The organism is Methylophilus sp., assembly GCF_035460085.1.
Taxonomy (GTDB): Bacteria; Pseudomonadota; Gammaproteobacteria; order Burkholderiales; family Methylophilaceae; genus Methylophilus.
Genome location: NZ_DATHWZ010000016.1, coordinates 24,432 through 44,775 on the forward strand (window position 1 = coordinate 24,432; position 20,344 = coordinate 44,775).

At 50.4% G+C, this 20,344-nt stretch carries 21 protein-coding genes; 16 read left to right on the forward strand and 5 right to left on the reverse strand.

The window, feature by feature from the left end:
- Positions 1-3: 3 nt before the first annotated feature.
- The 5 genes from VK958_RS02310 (at position 4) to VK958_RS02330 (ending at position 4,947) form a co-directional block, all read left to right on the forward strand.
- A complete protein-coding gene (locus VK958_RS02310) occupies positions 4-708 on the forward strand; it encodes a TonB C-terminal domain-containing protein (RefSeq protein WP_325238695.1) in 705 nt (234 codons plus the stop codon).
- Between the two features lie 3 nt (positions 709-711).
- Entirely contained in the window at positions 712-2,421 is a 1,710-nt protein-coding gene (locus VK958_RS02315; RefSeq protein WP_325238697.1) for a putative porin, read from the forward strand.
- Positions 2,422-2,431: 10 nt separating this feature from the next.
- Positions 2,432-3,103, forward strand: a complete 672-nt coding sequence (locus tag VK958_RS02320) for a hypothetical protein (protein WP_325238698.1) — start codon at positions 2,432-2,434, stop codon at positions 3,101-3,103.
- 48 nt (positions 3,104-3,151) lie between these two features.
- Entirely contained in the window at positions 3,152-3,838 is a 687-nt protein-coding gene (locus VK958_RS02325; RefSeq protein ID WP_325238700.1) for a CAAX prenyl protease-related protein, read from the forward strand.
- Positions 3,839-3,972: 134 nt separating this feature from the next.
- The gene (locus VK958_RS02330) at positions 3,973-4,947 is read left to right on the forward strand and encodes an EpsD family peptidyl-prolyl cis-trans isomerase (RefSeq protein WP_325238701.1); all 975 of its coding nucleotides are present in this window, start codon (positions 3,973-3,975) and stop codon (positions 4,945-4,947) included.
- 228 nt (positions 4,948-5,175) lie between these two features.
- On the opposite strand, the gene VK958_RS02335 is transcribed toward VK958_RS02330, so the two are convergent.
- Genes VK958_RS02335 through VK958_RS02355 form a run of 5 tightly spaced genes read right to left on the reverse strand, consistent with a single transcriptional unit; the run spans position 5,176 to position 9,741 of the window.
- Entirely contained in the window at positions 5,176-6,582 is a 1,407-nt protein-coding gene (locus VK958_RS02335) for a DUF4350 domain-containing protein (RefSeq protein ID WP_325238702.1), read from the reverse strand.
- Positions 6,575-7,321, reverse strand: coding sequence for an ABC transporter permease (locus VK958_RS02340; RefSeq protein WP_325238704.1), 747 nt, complete (start codon positions 7,319-7,321; stop codon positions 6,575-6,577). The genes VK958_RS02335 and VK958_RS02340 overlap by 8 nt, the downstream gene beginning before the upstream one ends.
- Positions 7,322-7,343: 22 nt before the next feature.
- Positions 7,344-7,976 (reverse strand): response regulator transcription factor, encoded by a 633-nt coding sequence (locus VK958_RS02345; RefSeq protein ID WP_325238705.1) that lies wholly within the window; start codon positions 7,974-7,976, stop codon positions 7,344-7,346.
- 6 nt (positions 7,977-7,982) lie between these two features.
- Positions 7,983-8,336 (reverse strand): hypothetical protein, encoded by a 354-nt coding sequence (locus tag VK958_RS02350; RefSeq protein WP_325238707.1) that lies wholly within the window; start codon positions 8,334-8,336, stop codon positions 7,983-7,985.
- Positions 8,323-9,741, reverse strand: a complete 1,419-nt coding sequence (locus tag VK958_RS02355) for a sensor histidine kinase (protein WP_325238708.1) — start codon at positions 9,739-9,741, stop codon at positions 8,323-8,325. Before VK958_RS02355 ends, VK958_RS02350 begins: the two co-directional genes overlap by 14 nt.
- A gap of 268 nt (positions 9,742-10,009) precedes the next feature.
- Between VK958_RS02355 and VK958_RS02360 the strand changes: the two genes are divergently transcribed.
- The 11 genes from VK958_RS02360 to VK958_RS02410 all read left to right on the forward strand — a co-directional run bounded on the left by VK958_RS02360 (position 10,010) and on the right by VK958_RS02410 (position 20,289).
- Positions 10,010-11,806, forward strand: coding sequence for a methanol/ethanol family PQQ-dependent dehydrogenase (locus VK958_RS02360; RefSeq protein ID WP_325238710.1), 1,797 nt, complete (start codon positions 10,010-10,012; stop codon positions 11,804-11,806).
- Between the two features lie 92 nt (positions 11,807-11,898).
- Positions 11,899-12,741 carry a methanol oxidation system protein MoxJ gene (moxJ, locus tag VK958_RS02365; protein WP_325238712.1) on the forward strand — a complete coding sequence of 281 codons (843 nt, stop codon included), beginning with the start codon at positions 11,899-11,901 and terminating at the stop codon, positions 12,739-12,741.
- 98 nt (positions 12,742-12,839) lie between these two features.
- The gene (moxG, locus tag VK958_RS02370; RefSeq protein WP_414683827.1) at positions 12,840-13,382 is read left to right on the forward strand and encodes a cytochrome c(L), periplasmic; all 543 of its coding nucleotides are present in this window, start codon (positions 12,840-12,842) and stop codon (positions 13,380-13,382) included.
- Positions 13,383-13,465: 83 nt separating this feature from the next.
- Positions 13,466-13,741, forward strand: coding sequence for a methanol dehydrogenase [cytochrome c] subunit (locus tag VK958_RS02375; RefSeq protein WP_325238713.1), 276 nt, complete (start codon positions 13,466-13,468; stop codon positions 13,739-13,741).
- Positions 13,742-14,013: 272 nt separating this feature from the next.
- The gene (locus tag VK958_RS02380; RefSeq protein ID WP_325238715.1) at positions 14,014-15,033 is read left to right on the forward strand and encodes an AAA family ATPase; all 1,020 of its coding nucleotides are present in this window, start codon (positions 14,014-14,016) and stop codon (positions 15,031-15,033) included.
- A 72-nt stretch (positions 15,034-15,105) separates the two neighbouring features.
- Complete coding sequence (locus VK958_RS02385; protein WP_325238717.1) at positions 15,106-16,008, forward strand: DUF58 domain-containing protein; 903 nt, start codon at positions 15,106-15,108, stop codon at positions 16,006-16,008.
- Complete coding sequence (locus VK958_RS02390; RefSeq protein ID WP_325238719.1) at positions 16,005-16,919, forward strand: hypothetical protein; 915 nt, start codon at positions 16,005-16,007, stop codon at positions 16,917-16,919. The genes VK958_RS02385 and VK958_RS02390 overlap by 4 nt, the downstream gene beginning before the upstream one ends.
- Positions 16,920-16,921: 2 nt before the next feature.
- Complete coding sequence (locus VK958_RS02395) at positions 16,922-17,953, forward strand: vWA domain-containing protein (RefSeq protein WP_325238721.1); 1,032 nt, start codon at positions 16,922-16,924, stop codon at positions 17,951-17,953.
- The gene (locus VK958_RS02400; RefSeq protein ID WP_325238723.1) at positions 17,950-18,552 is read left to right on the forward strand and encodes a hypothetical protein; all 603 of its coding nucleotides are present in this window, start codon (positions 17,950-17,952) and stop codon (positions 18,550-18,552) included. Before VK958_RS02395 ends, VK958_RS02400 begins: the two co-directional genes overlap by 4 nt.
- On the forward strand, positions 18,553-19,650 hold the full coding sequence (locus VK958_RS02405; protein WP_325238725.1) for a vWA domain-containing protein: 1,098 nt from the start codon (positions 18,553-18,555) through the stop codon (positions 19,648-19,650). It abuts the gene before it with no gap.
- 42 nt (positions 19,651-19,692) lie between these two features.
- The gene (locus VK958_RS02410) at positions 19,693-20,289 is read left to right on the forward strand and encodes an SRPBCC family protein (RefSeq protein ID WP_325238727.1); all 597 of its coding nucleotides are present in this window, start codon (positions 19,693-19,695) and stop codon (positions 20,287-20,289) included.
- Positions 20,290-20,344 lie beyond the last annotated feature (55 nt).

A 20,344-nucleotide genomic window follows, 5' to 3' on the forward strand; every position in this document is an offset into this window, starting at 1 on the left:
GTCATGGATTTACAGGAAATGGACTCCATGGCAGACCAGGCAGAGGCTTCTGCTGCACGGGTATGGATCACCCGCTGTGCCATGCTATTGCTGATCTTGGCGGTGCTTGCAGGGATTGGTTATGGCTTAAAAAAAATGTTTGCAGGCGGAACGACACATAAAAAACAAATCACTACTGTGAAATTGTTGCCGGATACCCCGCCACCTCCGCCTCCGCCACCCCCGAAAGAACCACCAAAGGAAACGCCTAAAGAGCAGCCTAAAGAAGCACCAAAAGAGCCGCAACCTAAACCTGCAGAAACGCCACCGGCTGAAACATTGAAGATGGAGGGTGCAGCTGGCGATGGACCAAGTCCTTTTCAATCCGGGGCGGTAAATAATGAATATAAAGGTGGCGCTGTCGCGACCATAGGTTCAGATGGTGGCGTGAAGTATCGCTGGTACGCCGGATTGGTGAAATCCCAGATTGAACGCGCCATAGAACGCGATAAAAAGCTGACCCAGGGCCAATACAAGATCGTCGTCAGCGTCTGGTTAAAACCCAATGGGCAGTTTGAAAGACTGTCTGTCGAGCAGTCGGATACGACACCTGAAATCGAACAAGGCATCCGTGAAGCATTAAATGATTTACCGGCCATGCAGGAAAGCCCACCTGAAAATATGCCGATGCCGATCCGTATGCGGATTTCGGCAAAGAAAATGGGCTAATTCATGAAACCACATAACCAATGTGTCAAACCAAACACTGTGAGTGAGGATATGCAGACTCTCAATACCCCCTTAAAAAGAACGACCGTTGCCGTATGGCTGTTTACCCAGTTACTGGCGACAGGGAGTGCACATGCGGATGAGCGCGAGTCTCTGGAGCAACTACGAGCCACGACGACTAACCTGATTGAATTGCTGGTGCAGGAAGGCGTGTTATCCAAGCAGAAAGCAGATACGTTGCTACAAAAAGCCGCTGCCGATGCCAAAGCAAGCCAGCAGGCCAGCCAGCAAGCCGAATTGCACGATGACGTGAAAAATGAAGTCAACAAAGCCATGGATGAAAAGACTGTGCGAGTGCAATACATTCCCCAGCACGTGAAACAAGCCATGCGTGAAGAGATCGAGCATGACGTCATGGAAAAACTGAACTATAAAGCGGGTGAACGCCTGGGTGTACCGGAGTGGATAGATCGCATCAGTTTCCACGGCGATATCCGTTTGCGTGGCCAGGCGGATGAATTCCCCGGGGATAATGACGATTTTGTTACATTGAATAATGATCTCAGACGCAGCATGAATCTGGAAAATTCTAGTGAAGAGCGTCGGCGCGCCAGGATCCGGGCAAGGTTGGCAGCCGATATGCGTATCAATGACTGGCTGACGGGAGGCTTGCAATTGGTGACTGGTGTGCAAAACACACCAGTGACGCCAAATCAGACCGAAGGTATTGCGCAAGGCAAATATCAATTCACACTGGATAGAGCTTTTCTTCAAGCGAAACCTGCAGAGTGGGCAACTGTCACAGGCGGCCGTTTTGCAAACCCGTTTATGTATACCGACATGCTATGGGATCCTGATCTGGCTTTTGATGGCTTTACGGCAACTTTTACACCTAAAATCAATGACAGGTTAACGTCGTTTACCACAGTGGGCGCTTTCCCGATTGAAGAAGTTGAATCATCCTCTGTCAATAAAGCCAGGGATAAATGGTTGTATTCCTTGCAGACCGGAATCAAGTGGACCGCCCCAAACAAGTCTTCAGTTAAAGTGGCTGCGGCCTATCATGATTTCAAGAATGTTGAAGGCCAACTGAATACGGTGGGGTTGAATGACTACAGCGGTACGGCACCTGAATGGCGTCAACGCGGTAATAACACATTTGATATCAATGCTAATAATCTAGGCACACCTGGCCAAGGCAGCATCATCGGGCTGGCCTCAAAGTTTGAATTGATCAATCTGATGGCACAGGTTGACCTGATGAATTTTGATCCCGTGCATGTGACGTTCACGGGTGATTACGTCAGAAATATCGGCTTCGACCAGAACGAAGTCCTGCAACGGACAGGGAATCTCTACAAAAAGGAAAATGAAGGCTATAACGTCAGGATTGATGTGGGTAACAACAGTTTCCTGGGGCCATATGTGCAGAATGTGAATGCGCATGAATGGCAGGTTTCGCTGGGCTATAAATACCTGGAGGCTGATGCAGTCATGGATGGTTTCACAGACTCTAACTTCAGGTTGGGCGGTACCAATGCAAAAGGCTGGTACATGTACGCAAACTATGCGGTTGACAAGAATGCCTGGATCAGTGCCCGTTACATGAGTGCGGACTCTATCAGCGGTCCACTTGACCCGATCACAGGGAGTAGCCAGCAACAGAATTTTTCTGTTGATGTGTTGTTAATTGATCTGAATGCACGATTCTAGAGGGGATACCATGAAGCCTGTCTTATCGATCATCGCTGGTATTTTATTGTTTACTTTGCACCTGTCTGCGGTTGCCGCTGATAAACAAGACAAAGCGGCCAAGCGCGCGGCTATCCTGATGCAGAAGATGAAACAGGATATGGAAGCTGAGAAGAGCGCTTTGCAAACGCAGTTTGAGCAGGAAAAGAAAAGTATCTCAGATGCCCTGAATCAGGCACAAAGTGCTCAGCGCTCCCATTCTGCGCAGTTGCAGGGCCAAGCCAGGCGAACCCAGCAATTGCAGTCGGAAGCCCAGAAACTGGCACAGGAAAAAACTGCGCTTTCTGCCCAGTTACAGCAGTTGCAGGCGCAACTCGCTGAACAAACGCAGCGTCTGGCAAGCACTGAACAGCAACTTAAGGTGGCCAAATCTGACCTAGATGTAAATGACGAGCAGCGCAAGAAACTGGTTGCCAATGTCAGCAATGCACATCAGAAACTGGTTTCCTGCGAAGAGAAAAATAGTCGCCTGTATGCGTATGGTAATGATCTGGTCGGCTTGTATGCCGATGCCAGCACCTACCAGAAGGTCATGCGTGCAGAACCTTTTTTCCAGTTGAAGCGGGTGGAGCTGGAAAATATCCTGCAAGATAAACGGTCACAACTGATTGAAAATAAAGTTGATACAATAGCAACGCCCTAAACTTGCTCTCTGGTTGGGCGTTTTGTTATTTTGAGTATTGGCTTAGTGATGTTTTCTCGACTGCAATCCTTCTTTACGCTGCATGAGCGTGCGCGCATATATCCGTTTATCGGCTTTATCCTGTTGCTTGCATGCGAGCCACTCATCGCTGCAGGCCTGGCATCCTTAGGGCTTGGCAGCCAGCCGACATATCTTGTGCGCACGCTGGCAGCCGTTGCACTATTGATCCATTACCGTCGTGACTACGTTGAGCTATCCCTTACGCCCAGTCTTTCCCAAGCTGTCATTGCTATTCTCAGCGGGTTGCTGGTATTTGTGCTCTGGGTTTTGCCTTATCCCGAATGGATGGGAGGGCAAGCACAGAACAACCCTGAAGCCATGCCTATGCGTGATGCAATGGATATGTTCTGGCTGGTGTGCCGCTGGAGTGGCTCTGCGCTGCTGGTGCCACTCATTGAAGAATTGTTCTGGCGCTCCTATTTCATGCGCAGGCTGGAACACAGTGAATTTATGTCTGTCTCACCAGCCCATGTGGGTACTTATGCAGTAGTAGTAAGTAGCGTATTATTTGCGATTGAACATCAGCTCTGGTTAGCAGGGTTGTTGGCAGGACTGGTATATGCCTGGTTATACCGTCGATTCCAGGTGCTCTGGATACCAATATTAGCCCATATGGTCACCAATGCCGTGCTCGGAGCATGGGTGGTGTTTGGCGGCCATTGGCAATACTGGTAAAAAGAGTGTGTTAACATGCATTGTGAATAATTGAGCATCACTAAATTAGGTTAGCAGCTCAGGTGTGGCCTGGGGCGAGCCTGGCGCGCCATAAGCATAAACACAATAAATATGAATTTTCTTAAAGGGTGATAATGAAAAAAATCGCATTAATCGTACCGGCATTGATGCTGGTCATGGCAGGATGCAGCAAGCACGAAGAAGCCGGCAAGGGATCCACGCAAGTGGTTGCCAAGGTGAATGGAAATGAAATTACGGTGCATCAGCTAAACTTTGCACTTTCCAAAGCCGGCAAGATCGACCAGGCACAGCTGAAACCAGCCTCAGAAAAGGTCCTGCAGCAAATGGTTGATATCGAATTGCTCAAGCAAAAGGCACTGGATGCGAAACTTGATCGCGACCCGAATGTGTTGCAAGTGCTTGAAGCAACCAAACAGCAGTTGCTGGCGCAAGCCTATATGCAAAAAGTGGCTGCCAAGCAAGCCGCACCTTCAAGTGACGATATCAAGAAGTTTTACGATACCCATCCTGAATTATTCAGTGAGCGTAATGTTTACGTGATTCAGGAGTTTGTCGTCAAAGACGGTAACCAGCATGCCAGCGATATTGAAGCGGGGATCAGTGCAGCCAAAACTGCCGATGATCTGGGTAAATGGCTGAAAGACAATAACTATGTGTTCAATGCCAATGCCAGCCGTAAAGCAGCAGAACAATTACCGCTTGATTTGCTGAAAAAGCTGAATACACTGAAAGCTGGCGATACCCTGATTGTTAAAGGGCCTGATGCATTGGTGTTATTGTTCCTGGCCAAAGTGGACAGGCAACCTGTCGATGTTGAAAAAGCGAAACCGGTCATCCAGCAATACCTGGTGAATTCCGGCCAGCAAACGTTGATCAAAAACGAAGTGGCCGCTTTGCGTAAAGAGGCTAAAGTGGAGTTCTATGGCGACTTCTCAACAATGACATTGAATAGTAGTGATGCAACTGTGCCTGGAGCAAGTGCCCCAGCCGCTGCGAAACCTGAGTTGCCGGTGGCTACTCCTGCCGCTGAGCCAGCAGGCGAGCCTACCCATAATAAATCGATTGAAAAAGGTCTGTCTGGTTTGTAACTGGCAGTCACTGGATGTGCAAAGCCCTGGTCATGCCAGGGCTTTTTCTTTAGTGCGATTGTAAGGGCAAGCCTGTCAGTGAACTCAAGTCACCGGCCAGTATGCAAATCAGGATGATCGCTTGTCTTATTTGACGGTGCGGCTATATGCATATGGATAATGTTTAAAGCATGACATTCAGCTATTTGGTTTAGCAGTCGCCTCTGGGAGAAGCCTGGTGGGGAAAGCTTAGTGCTGATTTTTCCTGCGCCATCTGTGCCAACCTGCCAAGAATAACAGTGCCGGCAAACCAAACTGAAAGCTGTTAAACAACAGCATTAACCAGGTTTGTTGAGAGGGTAACAAAATGATGCTATCGCGCAACGGTGCCACCGGCAAGCTGATGCTGGGTTGATTGTTGACTACCCATTGCAAGCTTTGCATTGTGAGCGCCAGATTTCCGCCTCTTTGCTGCTGCTTATTACTGAAAAATCCCGCACTGCCAATCACCATAATTCTTTGAAACTCGCCTGAAGGGCGCGTTTTTTCCAATGCCAGGACAATGGTCGCCGGCCCTTGAACATCTGTTTGCGCGTTAAAAGCCGGCAGTTTTTCAGGCTGTTCTATCCGATAGCTTGCACTGGCCCAACCGCTTTCTGCAGCGGCAACCAGTGGCAAGGTACGCCATGGGTCTTCCGGTTGCCGATAGCGCACAATGGCGTGCGCCTGGTCAAAAAATGTGCGCAGGGAGAACTCCTGGGTAGGCCCTTGGCTGGAATACCGTTGCGTACTTAATGCGTGCAAGGGGATATCATATTGACGGTTGGCGGGGTCTATCACCATGCCTTTGCTGATATTCAGTCCAAGGCTTTCGGCTAAAGCCCCCAGGCCTTGGGTGGTTGCATCGTCTACCAGCCAAACCAGGTTGCCGCCTTTGCTTATATGCGTTTTTATAGCGTTGACCTGCGTCGGTGAGTAAGGCTGTTTCGCACCAGCAAGCACTAATGTCGGCAGGTTTTCATGGGGGCTGGAGTAGCGTTCAAAACCAGCGCTGCTGATCACCTGCAATCCTGCTGAACGCATTGCTTCTGCCAGTTGACTGGCGCCATTCGCCGCCTCACTGTCTAATGCCGTTTCGCCCAACCCGGTGGAGAACAGCAATGGCGCGCGTTCACCATGTTGCAGTTGCAACAGCACATTGGTCAATGCTTCTTCTGTATAAGGCAGGTACATGCGCTTTTGTTGCCCGCGATAGCGGATGATCATTTCGCCTTCTTTTTTGACCTGTTGTTCGCGCGCCAGTCTCGGTGAAATGGATGGGTCAATAAATTGCAAATGCATATCATGGTGCATATGCTGGTAGCGTTGTACCATCGCCAGAATCGATTTTCTGAAATAGCGGCCTTTGTAAGGACTATTGCTGCAAAACGCGCTGATTTCTATCGTTCCTGGTAATGCTTGCAACACTTCAATACTTGCTTTGGAAAGCGTGTTGCGGCGATTGCTGGTGTGATCAGTGATGATATTAAAGTGCCAGGCAAATGCGCCCAGTGCCAGAGTTACCAGTAGTAATCCCGGCACGACAAGACGATGCTGCCATGCCAGCGTTAGGGATTGCCAGGATTTGGACAATTTGGATGATTGTGAATTAGCCATACAGTCGATCAGCATCTAAACGGCGAACTGATAGCAGCACAAAGAATGTCGAGAACAGCACAAAAAACAACACGTCGTAACTATTCAGCATGCCGAGCGCAAACTGGCGATAATGCTGCATCAATGAAAAATCGTGGAAAAGAAGCTGATTGTTATCTGCAAAAAACTTGTCCAGCAACAAGCAGACGGTCAGCGCCGCCAGGCTACCAAACGCCGCCAAAATAGGGTTGGCTGTCAGGCAGGAGACATACAAGCCCAGTGCACAACTCGCGACTACTAAAAGCCACAGGCCAAAAGCGTGTGTGAGTAAGTAAGGTATATCTATTTCGGTCCAGGGCAACATCATCGCAATCATCAGCACCATCGTCACGATCAGCAGGCTGAGGTAGCTCACTATCCCCAGCAATTTGCCCAGGATCAGCTCGCTCATCGATAATGGCGCGCTCATTAACAAGGCCATGGTCTGGTTTTTGCGTTCTTCACTGATCAATTTCATGGTCACCAGCGGCACGACAAACAGCATCAATACCGCAGCCACCCCAAATACGCCTTCTGCCATAAATTGCGTGATGCCAATACGCTGCACCTGCCATTGTGCGCTCTGCATGATCTCAAAGTATTGGTTGAAGCTCAGGCTGTAATAAGTACCAACGATAGCCTGGAAAATGCCCAGCACCAGCCAACCCATCGGCGTGGCGAATAAACTGCGCAGTTCTTTGCGGGCAATGACCAGAATCATGTGAATTATCCAAAAAACGGCGTTATAAGCCTTTGATAATGCCAAAACGAACCGCGATGTGTACCACTTGGCCGGTGGTTTCCACCCCCAGCTTTTGGCGTACATTAGTCTGGATATTAGCAACGGTTTTGTAGCCGATATGCATGCCCTTGGCAATGGCGGCCAGGGCTTCACCCTGCGCAATCCGCCTGAACACTTCAAACTCGCGCGGGGACAATCTTTGAATCGGATTTTCCGGGCTCTCCAGGTGATACATGGAGAGACTTTGCGCCAGGTCATTATTGATGTAACGCCCGCCTTTCAGTATTTTTTGTACTGCCTCCAATACGATTTCTGGGGGCTCTGTTTTAGTCACATAACCGCGGGCACCGGCCTGGATGGCGCGGGTCGCATAAATGCAATCATCATGCATGCTGAACACTAGCACCCGCATTTGCGGTTTGCGGTGCAATATGCGTTTTAGCGTTTCCAGCCCGCCTATGCCTGGCATATCCAGATCCAGAATCAATAACTCAGGATGATGTTTTTCAACCAGGACACAAGCGTCTTCCCCATTGAGCGCGTCGGTGGTGACGTCATGATGTGCCTGTTCAAGCAAGGTGCGCAGACCTTGTCTGAGCATGGCATGGTCATCAGCAATCATTACTTTTGCCATAAAGGTTTACTTCTTATTGGCAAAAGTAATGTTGACACATTTGTCATTGGCAAATGTGAGTTCGGCAGTATTGAAATACTTGTTTGGCGCGTACTGGATTTTGCCGCGGTAATACCACATCTCGACATTTTCACCTTCGCCGGCAAGGGCTTGGCCCTTTTCCTGCAAAATCTGGTCTGCATTATGCGGCTTGATGGCAGTTTCCTTTTTGACCGGTTTGCCTAAATTCTCTTCGACATACTGGCGCGACCGGCCGCTGTAAGCATCAAGAAAAGGCCGCTCTTCGGTTTTTAAATCTTTGGCAGATAACACTAAAGGCAAAGCCAATGCAATCAAAGCTAACCATTTAGGATGTGGCATATTCATTTACTCCTGAGTCAGATGATAAAGTGGCGGGCCGGGACGATGGTGGTCTTTGCCCTTGTAACGGAATTAATCCGGTGATCAGCGTGCCGGCATCTAAACCGCTCATCAGTTTGAAGCTGCCGTGCTGTGACTCAACACGTTCGCGCATGCCCACCAGGCCGACGCCTTCGGTGGATTGTGTGGTATCCATGCCTTTGCCGTTGTCACGGATTTCGATCTGCAGCATAGGCACTTCTTGCCGTTTGATTACCTGGATATCTATCCATATTTCGCTGGCTTGTGCATGGCGCGTGATATTGGTCAGAGCCTCTTGCACTACGCGGAAGGCAACTATATTAATATCTTCACTCAACGCATGCTCATTGGTATCCAGTTGCACATGGCATTCCACCTGCGTATTGAGTTTTTTCCAGTCATTAATCAGTCGTTCGACTGCGCCAATCAGGCCTAAAGAATCCAGCGCGGGTGGCCGCAGATGCTTGATGAGCACGCGGATGGATTGCTGTACATGCTGGGTATTCGAAGCGATCCTGACGGCGATCACATTGGCTTGTGCCGGAGTACTTTTTTGCAGCGCCAGCGCATCCATGCGGATGGCGGTTAAATACTGCCCGGTTTCATCATGAATTTCACTGGCGATGTATTTGCGTTCCTGTTCTTGTACCTGCATGGCATGGCGCGCCAGGATTCGGTTTTCATTCAAGGTGCGCTCTAGATCCAGTTCTACCAGGCATTGCTCGGTCATATCGACCAGGTAGCCGTGTATCGCAGCGCTATTTTTCTCTTGAGTATTTTCTTCTGCCGGCACATATACAAATCGGGCACCGACATAACAAGGCAAGCCATCAGGACGCTGGATCTGCAGTTTGCTGAAATTGATTTCCTGATGATGCTGTAATTGGATCACAAACTCTGCCCAGTCAAAAGCAAACAGGCGGCGCGCATTGCTGTCGGTGGTGAGCAAACGACAGATGCGGTCAAAAGCGCGATTATGCATGCCGATATTGCCATTTAAATCCAGCACGACATTGCCGGTTAAATCCCCATCGAATAATGTTTTATAAAGCAACTGGCTGTTGCTCAATTGCAGCTCGGTCTGTTTGCGCCGCTGGATTTCTGCATGAATTTCGCGCATGCGCCGCTGGCCAAACCACACACTAAACAGCACAAATACAAATAAGGTCAGCGGGATCTCATCCAGCTGGGCGTATTCATAGGTAAGCAGCCACGCATTGATGCGCTCGGCTAAATCAAACTCTGAAGAGCAGACGAACGTCAGTATCACGCCCGCGATAACGATGAGCGTGTCCTGGGCAGGACGGCTGAGCTTGCCGAATTTAAGCTTGCCGAATTTGTGAGTGACATTAACCACAGGGGTAGACCGGTTATAAGAATGCATGACTGAAGAACCAAAGACTTTCAAAACTGCGGATAGAGCCTCTTGCTCTTGACCTGGGCAACTATAGACCACATCAATCCCCAGTACCTCATGAAAAATTCCCGTTAATGACCAGTCTGCACGGATGAATTGTTGAACCCATCATAGGGAATCATTCATCTATTGCCTTTGTTACAAATTATTAACAATTCAGTTCGTGAAGTGCGGCATTCGGGGGGATGTCCGCGACACCACGTAAAAACGCATTCTTGAGAGATTAGGAGAAAGTATGAAAGTAAAATCATCTAGTGCCATTCTTGGCGCTTTGGTCGGGGGCTTGTTTGCAAGCTTTTCCGGCCTGGCCATGGCAGATGCGGACTTGGACAAGCAGGTAAATACACCTGGCGCCTGGCCCATCGCAACGGGTGGCTATTATAGCCAACACAACAGCCCACTCGCGCAAATCAACAAATCTAATGTTAAAAACGTAAAAGCTGCGTGGTCATTTTCCACCGGGGTATTGAATGGTCACGAAGGTGCGCCATTGGTCATCGGTGACATGATGTACATCCACTCTGCTTTCCCGAACAATACATACGCCCTGAACCTGAACGATCCAGGCAAAATTGTTTGGCAACACAAGCCTAAGCAGGATGCTTCAACTAAAGCGGTAATGTGCTGTGACGTGGTTGACCGCGGCCTGGCATTCGGTGCTGGTCAGATCATCAAGAAACAAGCTAACGGTCATTTGCTGGCTTTGGATGCTAAAACCGGTAAAACCAACTGGGAAGTGGAAGTATGTGATCCAAAAGTGGGTTCAACACTGACACAAGCCCCATTCGTAGCGAAAGACACTGTCTTGATGGGTTGTTCAGGTGCTGAGCTGGGTGTACGTGGCGCAGTGAATGCTTTTGACCTGAAAACAGGTGAGTTGAAATGGCGTGCATTTGCGACCGGTTCTGATGATTCTGTTCGCCTGGCTAAAGACTTCAACAAAGACAATCCACATTATGGCCAATTCGGCCTGGGTACAAAAACCTGGGAAGGCGATGCCTGGAAAATCGGTGGCGGTACAAACTGGGGCTGGTATGCCTATGACCCTAAATTGAACCTGTTCTACTACGGTTCCGGCAACCCGGCACCATGGAACGAAACCATGCGTCCTGGTGACAACAAGTGGACCATGACCATCTGGGGTCGCGATCTGGACACCGGTATGGCGAAATGGGGTTACCAAAAGACGCCTCATGATGAGTGGGACTTTGCTGGTGTGAACCAGATGGTGCTGACTGACCAGCCAGTCAACGGCAAAATGACGCCGCTGCTGAGCCACATTGACCGTAACGGTATCCTGTACACATTGAACCGTGAAAACGGCAACCTGATCGTCGCTGAAAAAGTGGACCCGGCTGTGAACGTGTTTAAAAAAGTGGACCTGAAAACAGGTACGCCAGTACGTGATCCAGAGTTTGCAACCCGTATGGACCACAAAGGTACCAACATTTGTCCATCAGCGATGGGCTTCCACAACCAGGGTGTTGATTCTTACGATCCTGAAAGCCGTACCTTGTACGCAGGCCTGAACCACATTTGTATGGATTGGGAGCCGTTCATGCTGCCATACCGTGCAGGTCAGTTCTTCGTCGGTGCAACGCTGGCGATGTACCCTGGACCTAACGGCCCGACCAAGAAAGAAATGGGTCAGATCCGTGCTTTCGACCTGACTACAGGTAAGGCGAAATGGACCAAGTGGGAGAAATTCGCGGCTTGGGGCGGTACTTTGTATACCAAAGGTGGTCTGGTCTGGTACGCAACACTTGATGGTTACCTGAAGGCTTTGGATAACAAAGACGGTAAAGAGTTGTGGAACTTCAAGATGCCATCCGGTGGTATCGGATCTCCTATGACTTACTCCTTCAAGGGTAAACAGTACGTTGGCAGCATGTACGGTGTTGGTGGCTGGCCTGGTGTAGGTCTGGTGTTTGACCTGACAGACCCTAGCGCTGGTTTGGGTGCGGTTGGTGCGTTCAAAGAACTGCAAAACCACACACAAATGGGCGGTGGCCTGATGGTGTTCAGCCTGTAATTTCATACAGTTAACCTGTTGATGTAATGTGCAGGATGGCCGTCAGCCACAACGATGGTCATCCTGTTCTCTAAGCATGGAGAAGAGAGCAGATGTTTCCTGAAGTAAAAAAATCTCACCGCAAATGGTTGAGTCTATGTTTCTCCGTGGCGCTAAGCGTGTTTGCCTTGCCGACACTGGCTGCCAGTGCACTGAATATCTGTGCCGGTAAATCCGAATTACCTTTTTCCAATGACCAGAAACAAGGCTTTGAAAACAAGATTGCCGCTGTCATTGGTAAATCATTGAATGTCCCTGTGAATTATTTCTGGTGGACTAATCCGCTGACCCTGCAAAAAGACATGGAGGAGGGCAAATGTGACCTGCTGATCGGCACAGATCCGCATGATCCGCGTGTACTGGTCACCAAACCTTACTACCGTTCCGGTTATGTATTTGTCACCCGCAAAGACCGCGAAATAGATATCACTTCCTGGGATCACCCGTACCTGAAAGAAAAGAATTTCCGTATCGGCGTGATGCCGGATAGCCCTGGTAAAAACATGTTGCTGCAAATCAACCGCTTTGACGACATGTTTGATTACTTCACCGAAATCCAGAATTTCCAGTCTACCCGTAACCGCTATGTGCATGTCGAACCTTCACGCCTGGTGAATGATGTTGCCAATATGCATCTGCATATGGCGATGTTGTGGGCGCCGGAGGCTGCACGTTATGTGCGTGCTTCAGAGGTGCCATTGAACATGGTGCTGGTCGATGACACCGCCAAGAAAACCAATGGTGAAAAAATACCCATGCATTACGACGTCGTCATGGGCGTCAGCAAGCAGCATCCTGAACTGGTAGAAGCCCTGAACCGGGTCATCGATAGCCAGGGGGCCGAGATTGCCGCCATCCTCAAGGATGAAGGCGTACCGCTGCTGGCACTGCATTAATCCCCGTTTTATGAATACAGTTTATTAATCAAGTTTTGGAGTTTGAATTGAAAGTATCTCAACAACCTCAATCGCGCCGCATGCGGCAACCGCTGGCGATGGCATTTGGTATCAGCGGGCTGGTAGTGGCGGCTTTTCTCACCGTCGCTTGCGCCAAGGATGATGCACCGGCCAGTGCCGATAAGGCAGCCCAGGCTGCACCGGCCAAAGTCGCGCTGAAAGACGGGCCGCCTATAGAATTCCGCGGCACGCTGTCCGGCGATGTGCTGGATCTGGCACCGATGGAAGATGAAACTTTCACCCCTGAAGCCAAGCATTTCATGGCGACCGGTGAGAATCCTTACCGCGGTAACGAGGCCGAAATCAAGAAGGGTTACACCATTTTCTCTACCGCCTGCTCCGGCTGTCACGGCCATCTGGCTGAAGGTAAGTTGGGCCCGGCGCTGGCAGACGAATATTGGACATATCCCAAGAATGAAACCGATAAGGGTATCTTCGAAACCATTTATGGCGGTGCAGCCGGCATGATGGGCCCACAGCAAGGGCGCATGACGGTAGATGAGATCCTGCATGTGATCGCCTGGATTCGCCATCAAGCCGAAGAGAACCTTAAAAACGGTGGTGCAGCACCCCACGGTTAAACCGATTATCGGATTGTTAGGCTGGTGGGCAATCCGTTAATAGAAAACAATACACCAGCTAATTTGTGATGAAGGAGAAAGTGATGAAACACGTATTGACATTACTGGCAGTCGCCGGTGTGTTTGCTGTGTCAAATCAGGCGCTGGCTTACGACGGTCAAAACTGTAAAGAGCCAGGAAACTGCTGGGAAGCCAAACCCGGCTATCCGGAAAAAATCGCGGGTTCGAAATATGACCCGAAACATGACCCGGTTGAACTCAACAAGCAAGAGCAGTCGATTAAAGCGATGGATGAACGTAATGCAAAACGTATTGCGAATGCAAAATCCAGCGGTAATTTCGTGTTTGACGTGAAGTAATCTGAAGTCCCCCCACCAAAAAAGGACGCGCTGGATAGTTGAGCGAACGGGCAAAGTGCAAGGCGTACGGAACGCAGTAACCGGAATGTACAAATCAGGTATATGAAGGTTTTAAGTAACGTGCAACGCTGCCATCTGCACGAGTAGCCAATTATCCAGTGTTTCCCAAAAATCCGGCGCGTGTCTGTTGTCAGTATCGCTCCTGTGTATGTGGCAAACCGGTGTCGATTGCGTGCAGTCGGCAGTGGCCTGTTTCATTCGATATGGTATGTATGCAAAATAAAATTGAATTACCAGCCTGGCGCGAGCGCGCACTGGCTTTTGAGCAGGCGTTGAATACGGTCGTTGTGGGTATGCCGGAGCAGATCCGGGCCCTGACAATTGCGATTTTTTCACGCGGACACGTGTTGCTCGAAGGCGATGTAGGGGTCGGCAAAACCACTTTATTGCGTGCTGCAGCGCATTTGCTGGGGGGTGGTTACCAACGCATCGAAGGCGCGATTGACCTGATGCCCAGCGACTTTCTCTACAACGCGTTTATCAATGAGCAGGGGCAAGCCGCGGTTAAGCCGGGGCCATTATTACAGCATGAAGAAGCACTGGCGGTGTTTTTCTTTAACGAGATCAATCGTGCCCGGCCACAGGCGCATGCCTTGTTTTTACGGCTGATGGCTGAGCGTTCAGTCAATGCATTCAACCGTGAATATCATTTCCCGCACCTGACTGTGTTCGCCGACCGTAACCGGCTGGAGCGTGAAGAGACCTTTGAAATTCCCGTTGCGGCGCGCGATCGTTTTCTGATGGAGATTTCAGTCAAAGCACCGGATGAGCCTGACCTGCAACGCGCATTGATGTTTGATACCCGCTATTACGATGTTGATGCACTGATCAGCCAATCACCTTCAGGGTTAACGCCTTATGACCAATTGAATCTCGTAGCCGAGGCTGTGCAGGCTTCAGTCAGGGCAGAAATGCCGTTGCAAAACTATGCAGTCGAATTATGGCGTGTGCTGAAAGACCCTTTGGCAGCAGGTATTCAATTGCCCGATGTGGATATGTCGCGATTGTTAGCTGGCGGTGCCAGCCCGCGCGGTATGGCGATGCTGATGCGTAGTGCACGCACACGTGCCTGGCTCGAAGAACGTGACTATTTAATTCCAGATGATATTCGCGCGGTATGGACCGTTGTAGTCAAGCACCGGGTGTTTTTCAATGGCGCTTATGCATTGCAACACGAGCGACTGGCGCCACTGTTGCTGCAAGCGGTGCTGGATAAAGTATCTGCGCCTTAATTGGCCCTGGTTAGGTGATTGGCAGTTTCCCCTATGGCTATTTCCACAGATTCCACAGCAGATTTTTCAGCCATGAAAAGTCATTCAGCTCACTTGCATGCTGCGTTTGAACCCCGCCAGTTTTTCTACAATATCAACTGGCGTTCGCGTACCTATCACGCTGGCGCAACCCTCACTTCCCACCATGGCAATGGCAGTGATTTCGCCGGCTTCGCTTCGTTGCTGGCCTGCCCTGACCCCAAGCGGATTGATATTCGCGCCAGTGTACGTACTGTCCCACAGCAATGGCTGGTCAGGACCTACCTCGAACGCGCCGCCGTGCGCGTGTTTGCCATTGTCGATGTTTCCAGCTCGATGTTATTTCAGGGTGAGGCCAATATGCGTCAGCAGGTGACCGAGTTTGTGTCTTCACTGGCATGGTCAGCCAATCGGCAAGGTGATGCTTTTGGCATGACAGCGGCTAATGATGCTGTGCAGTCAGCATGGCAAATAATGCCTACTTTTCAACCCGGCACCGCGCAAGTGGCGGCAGAAAAAATCACCCGGTACTGGCAAAGCAATCATGCCTTGTCTGCGCGCGATGCCTCAGCCATACCCGCGGCAATTGAAGAGATAGGCCCGCAACGGGCACTGGTGTTTTTAATATCAGATTTTTATTGGGATACACCGTTATTACAGCAAAGCCTTAAAGCCGCGCAAGCACACGATGTCATTCCTGTGGTGTTACGCGACCTTTCTGCGACAGAAGGAATGCCGGCCTTTGGCTGGGCGAGGTTGCGGGATATGGAAAGCGGTGAAGAACGTAGCTGGATGCTGCGTAAGCGCTTGCATCAGCAAATCGGAGCTCACGTTGTACAACAGAAACATATTCTCAATACACAGTTTATGAAAGCCGGCACACGCTCGCCTTTATGGCTCGCGCCACAGTGGCGGGCCGAAGAAGTCAGCCGCCATCTGATGGAGACCATGGCATGAGGGTATTGATTGATTGCAAAACCATGCAGCAGTTGATTGGCGGCCTGGTGCTATGCCTGTGTTTGTTAACCAGTGCAGATGCGGGAGAAAGTCGTTTTCAGTTACGGGCTGAAAGCAGCACGCGTGAAGCAGATTACACCCTGGGTAGCATCGCCAGGCAGCATCTCACGCTGCATGTGCCACCAGGATTCGAACTCGACCCCGCCAGCTTGCCAGCGCCCGCCCAGAATGAGGCCATTGAATTAAGGAGTGCACACTGGACGACCACTGAATCAAAAACTGAGCGTCTGATAAATCTGGACATAGATTGGCAGATATTCGTGGCTGGTGACTCAGTCAGGATTATGCCATTAAAAAAATTGCATCTTGAATTCAAGAAAGAGCAACAGCGCCTGACCATCGATGTGCCGCCAGATAAAGTCATTGTCTCCAGTCTTTTGCCCGCGCGTATCGATCAGGCGCACGTCCAGCTTTATCCGGATTCGCCATTACCTGAATGGTCACTAGCCAAACAATTATGGACACTGGCTGGCTGGTTAAGTCTTGCAGTGCTAGGCCTGATCTATATTGCCTGGGTGATGGGCTGGATCCAGTTGCCACAAGAAAAAAACATGCCTTTCCGACAAGCATGGCGCGAGATTCGCAAATTAAAAGGCAATCCACAGGAAGTCGCAAAACAAGCCATGCGCCTGATCAGCCGCGCCATGGATCAATTTGCCGGCGTCGCGGTGACCGCTGAAAATTTAAACCAGGTGACCTCTATGCATATTGCGCTCACTGCTTATCAAAGCCAGTTGCAAGCCTTTTATCAGGATATACAACAAGCTTTTTTCGCAGGCAAGCCGGTATCGGCATCATTGGCTGATTTAAAGCAGTTGGCTAAACAGCTAAGCCAGGTGGAGCTTTCCTGAATATGTGGGATGAAGGTTTGCAAGCGGTGATCTTCGTTTCCGGCTTTGGCGAGCACTGGGGCTTGATGCAACTCTGGCCACTCATTCTGGTGCCGCTGGCAGTGTTGCCTTGGATATTGCAGGGCAAACAGAGTTTCTCGCATCCAGCCTTGCAAGGATTGCCTGCCGACCCCTTGTCCGTTTGGCTGGAGCGTTCCTGGAAAGTCGCTGTCAGCCTGTTGATCCTGGCATTGAGCATGGCACTCACGGGCCCATACCTCAAATCACAAATGATAGAGAAAGTAGGCCGCGGTGCTCACGTTATGATCGTGCTGGACCGCAGTGCCAGCATGAATGAGCCTTTCGTGAAAAAGGGCGATGCGCAGGCACGCCTGCCCAAGATGCAGGTCGCCCGCAATGTATTAAAAACGCTGGTGCAGCAAGGCCAGGATGATTTGATGGGCATGGTGACATTCAGCACTTCACCGATTCTGGCCGCGCCTTTGGGCACGGATAGGGAGTTTGTGCAGGCGGCGCTGGATGCAACAGAAGCCGGTGGCATGGGCTTTACTGCTGTCGCGCGTGGCTTGGGCATGGCGCTGGATTACTTTGCTGATCAGCCGGTGACCGGCGCACGTGCCATTGTCCTGGTGTCTGATGGTGGCGCACACCTGGATGGCAAAACGCAGGACATGTTAAGGGCCATGGTCATGCGGCAACAGGCTTCCCTCTACTGGATTTACCTGCGCTCGGAGAATGGCGTCAGCCTCAAGCAAAGCCTGGGCGAAGATGAAAACATTGATGCCTATCCCGAATATGCGCTGCACGAATATTTCCAGACTTTAAATGTGCCATATCACATGTACGAAGCCGAAAATCCGGAAGCGGTGATGGCAGCGGTGAGTGATATTTCCAAGTTAAAAAATAAACCTACCCGATACCTGGAGCCAGTCTCGCGACAAGATTTAAGCCAATATGCTTACGTCATGGCGTGGCTGGCAACTGCGGTATTGCTAGGGTTGACCGGACTGGAGTTAAAGCGGTGGCAAAAATGAATACTCACTGGCTAAACACATTGCGACGCGGCTTACCCTGGGCGGGTTTGCTATTGCTGATTGCAGTCATCATGCTGGTCAGGCAAGTGATTGAAATCTACCAGGCACAGGTTTATCGCGATAGCTTGGATCCCCATGTGCTAATAGAAAAAAACTTTGTGGATGCCAACCAGACGCCGAAAGCATTGTTCGCCAATGCCGTGTTTTATGACCGTCAGCGAAAAACCGAACAGGCGCTTTCGCAGTATGCCGCGCTAGTTGGTAAAGTGGCCGAGGATGACCCGCTCCGGAAACAGGCCTATTTCAATTCGGGGAATATCTACATGCGCACGGCTGTGCGTTTGCTGGAAGAGCGTGGTTTGCCGGCTTGGGATGAAGCTGGGCCGTTGGTCGCGCTAGCCAAAGAGAGTTACCAGAAAGCCTTGCGTATAGATCCCCATTGGTCAGAAGCAAAATATAACTATCACCTGGCATTAAGGCTGGCTCCAACTACCCATGGCATGTCCGGCCCGCAGCAATATGAGGATGAGCAATTAAAAGCAGAGGATGAGCCCAGCGGCTGGCCTGCGATGCCCGGTAATCCAAGAGGTATGCCTTAAATGCAGTTCCGGTTCAATGCCTGGGCCAGGCATTTGAGGATGCTGATTGGCGCAGATTCCCGGCTGGATCTTTGGCGCAAACTCTCCCTCATTATTGCGTTTTTCCTGCTGACCCTTGCTTTGTTCAAGCCACATTTTCAGCTACCCAACCGCGTGTATGACTGGTATTTCGTGGTGGATATCACACAAAGCATGAATGTGCCAGATTACCAGCTGGCTGGCAAAAGCATCAGCCGTTTGCAGATGGCCAAACAAAGCATACGCAAAACCTTATCGGCATTGCCGTGTGGCTCACAGGTGGCGCTGGGCATGTTTACCGAGCGCAATGTGGTCAATGTGGTTGAGCCTATAGAAGTGTGCAGTCATTTTGCGGCACTGGACCAAACGGTTGCCAGCATGGATTGGCGCATGGCCTGGGCGGCGGACTCGTTTATCGCCCACGGCTTGTATAACGCGCTGGAACAGGCGCCGCAGCTAGGCAAGCAGATGCGGGTGATGTTTTTTACCGATGGCCAGCAAGCACCGCCGGCTAATCCTAAATATATGCCTGCTTATGCTGGCAAGCTTGGGGACGTGCAGGGATACCTGGTCGGCATGGGTAACACTACGCCCAGCAAAATCCCCAAGCTGGATGAAAAGAATGCGGTTGCCGGTTATTGGGAGCAGGAAGAGGTGCAGCGCTTTGGTAATTTCGGCATGGCAGAAACCTTGTCAGTACTTGCGATGGAGCAAGGGCAACATGACCGCAATGGCGGTCATGGGCCGGGCAATGAGTTGCTAAGCAATGCGCATTTGTCAGGGTTGGATGAACAGAATCTGCAACGCCTGGCGAATACTACCGGTTTGCATTATGTGCGGCTGGAATCTGCTCCACAAAGCAGTCATTGGGCGACCGGTTTAGGCATGACCGCCTGGCGCTGGGCAGATACTGACTATCGACCTTGGCTGGCTTTACCTGCCTGCCTTTGCTGGCTGATATACCTGGCACTGACATTTGCAGGAAGTCACTGGGGTGCAACGTGGAGTAGTGGGTTAAGCAGACTATTGCAAGGCATCAGGCAGGCTTTTATCCCAGCCAAAAGGTGGGATAAGCAGTGATCGGAGGCAAGTATGGTTAGATTTTATAAAGAAGGAGTCGTAATGAATAGATATTTTTTAATAGCGGGATTAATGTTAAGTGCCAATGTGTGGGCGCATGGTCCAACGCCGCAAAAAACCGATGAATCCATACAGGTGAATGCCGCTGCTGAAGCAGTATGGAAGCGAGTGAGCGCCCCGTGCGGTTTGGCACAATGGCATCCGCAAGTCACCGCTTGCGAAGCGGTGAGTGATAAACAGCAAAAGATCACCCTCAAAAACGGCAAGCAACTGTTGCAGGAAATTGATGAAGTATCTGCCGCCGAGATGGTGGTGGCTTACCGCTTATCCGGCGACATCGACTTGGAAGCGCTGCCTGTCAGCTCGCTCAATGGCAAAATAAAAGTAAGCGCAGAGGGCGCCAATGCCAAGGTGGTTTGGACCGCACGTTACTACCGCGCATTCACCGGTAATGAGCCGCCAGCAGGGCAAGATGATGAATCTGCCAAAAATGCAGTGGATACCTTTGTCAAAGACGGCCTGCAAGGCCTGAAAGATGGCCGTAAAAATACGGCGACTAACCAAACTGTATGGCGCAATAAAATTTGTGTGACCATGCGACCGCTGTTTAAGAGCCTGGGTATGTCAGTCTGCGCTTAAGTGATCGCCATGCTTATACGGGCTCGCTTACTGGCTTTATGTTTAATCGGTCTAT

Coding starts and splice junctions, on each gene's coding strand:
- VK958_RS02360 (WP_325238710.1), top strand. CDS start 10,010: ATGAAAGTAAAATCATCTAGTGCCATTCTTGGCGCTTTGGTCGGGGGC.
- moxJ (WP_325238712.1), top strand. CDS start 11,899: ATGTTTCCTGAAGTAAAAAAATCTCACCGCAAATGGTTGAGTCTATGT.
- VK958_RS02385 (WP_325238717.1), top strand. CDS start 15,106: ATGAAAAGTCATTCAGCTCACTTGCATGCTGCGTTTGAACCCCGCCAG.
- VK958_RS02410 (WP_325238727.1), top strand. CDS start 19,693: ATGAATAGATATTTTTTAATAGCGGGATTAATGTTAAGTGCCAATGTG.
- VK958_RS02310 (WP_325238695.1), top strand. CDS start 4: ATGGATTTACAGGAAATGGACTCCATGGCAGACCAGGCAGAGGCTTCT.
- VK958_RS02405 (WP_325238725.1), top strand. CDS start 18,553: ATGCAGTTCCGGTTCAATGCCTGGGCCAGGCATTTGAGGATGCTGATT.
- moxG (WP_414683827.1), top strand. CDS start 12,840: ATGGCATTTGGTATCAGCGGGCTGGTAGTGGCGGCTTTTCTCACCGTC.
- VK958_RS02400 (WP_325238723.1), top strand. CDS start 17,950: ATGAATACTCACTGGCTAAACACATTGCGACGCGGCTTACCCTGGGCG.
- VK958_RS02350 (WP_325238707.1), bottom strand. CDS start 8,336: ATGCCACATCCTAAATGGTTAGCTTTGATTGCATTGGCTTTGCCTTTA.
- VK958_RS02355 (WP_325238708.1), bottom strand. CDS start 9,741: ATGCATTCTTATAACCGGTCTACCCCTGTGGTTAATGTCACTCACAAA.
- VK958_RS02345 (WP_325238705.1), bottom strand. CDS start 7,976: ATGGCAAAAGTAATGATTGCTGATGACCATGCCATGCTCAGACAAGGT.
- VK958_RS02335 (WP_325238702.1), bottom strand. CDS start 6,582: ATGGCTAATTCACAATCATCCAAATTGTCCAAATCCTGGCAATCCCTA.
- VK958_RS02395 (WP_325238721.1), top strand. CDS start 16,922: ATGTGGGATGAAGGTTTGCAAGCGGTGATCTTCGTTTCCGGCTTTGGC.
- VK958_RS02325 (WP_325238700.1), top strand. CDS start 3,152: ATGTTTTCTCGACTGCAATCCTTCTTTACGCTGCATGAGCGTGCGCGC.
- VK958_RS02315 (WP_325238697.1), top strand. CDS start 712: ATGAAACCACATAACCAATGTGTCAAACCAAACACTGTGAGTGAGGAT.
- VK958_RS02375 (WP_325238713.1), top strand. CDS start 13,466: ATGAAACACGTATTGACATTACTGGCAGTCGCCGGTGTGTTTGCTGTG.
- VK958_RS02340 (WP_325238704.1), bottom strand. CDS start 7,321: ATGATTCTGGTCATTGCCCGCAAAGAACTGCGCAGTTTATTCGCCACG.
- VK958_RS02320 (WP_325238698.1), top strand. CDS start 2,432: ATGAAGCCTGTCTTATCGATCATCGCTGGTATTTTATTGTTTACTTTG.
- VK958_RS02330 (WP_325238701.1), top strand. CDS start 3,973: ATGAAAAAAATCGCATTAATCGTACCGGCATTGATGCTGGTCATGGCA.
- VK958_RS02390 (WP_325238719.1), top strand. CDS start 16,005: ATGAGGGTATTGATTGATTGCAAAACCATGCAGCAGTTGATTGGCGGC.
- VK958_RS02380 (WP_325238715.1), top strand. CDS start 14,014: ATGCAAAATAAAATTGAATTACCAGCCTGGCGCGAGCGCGCACTGGCT.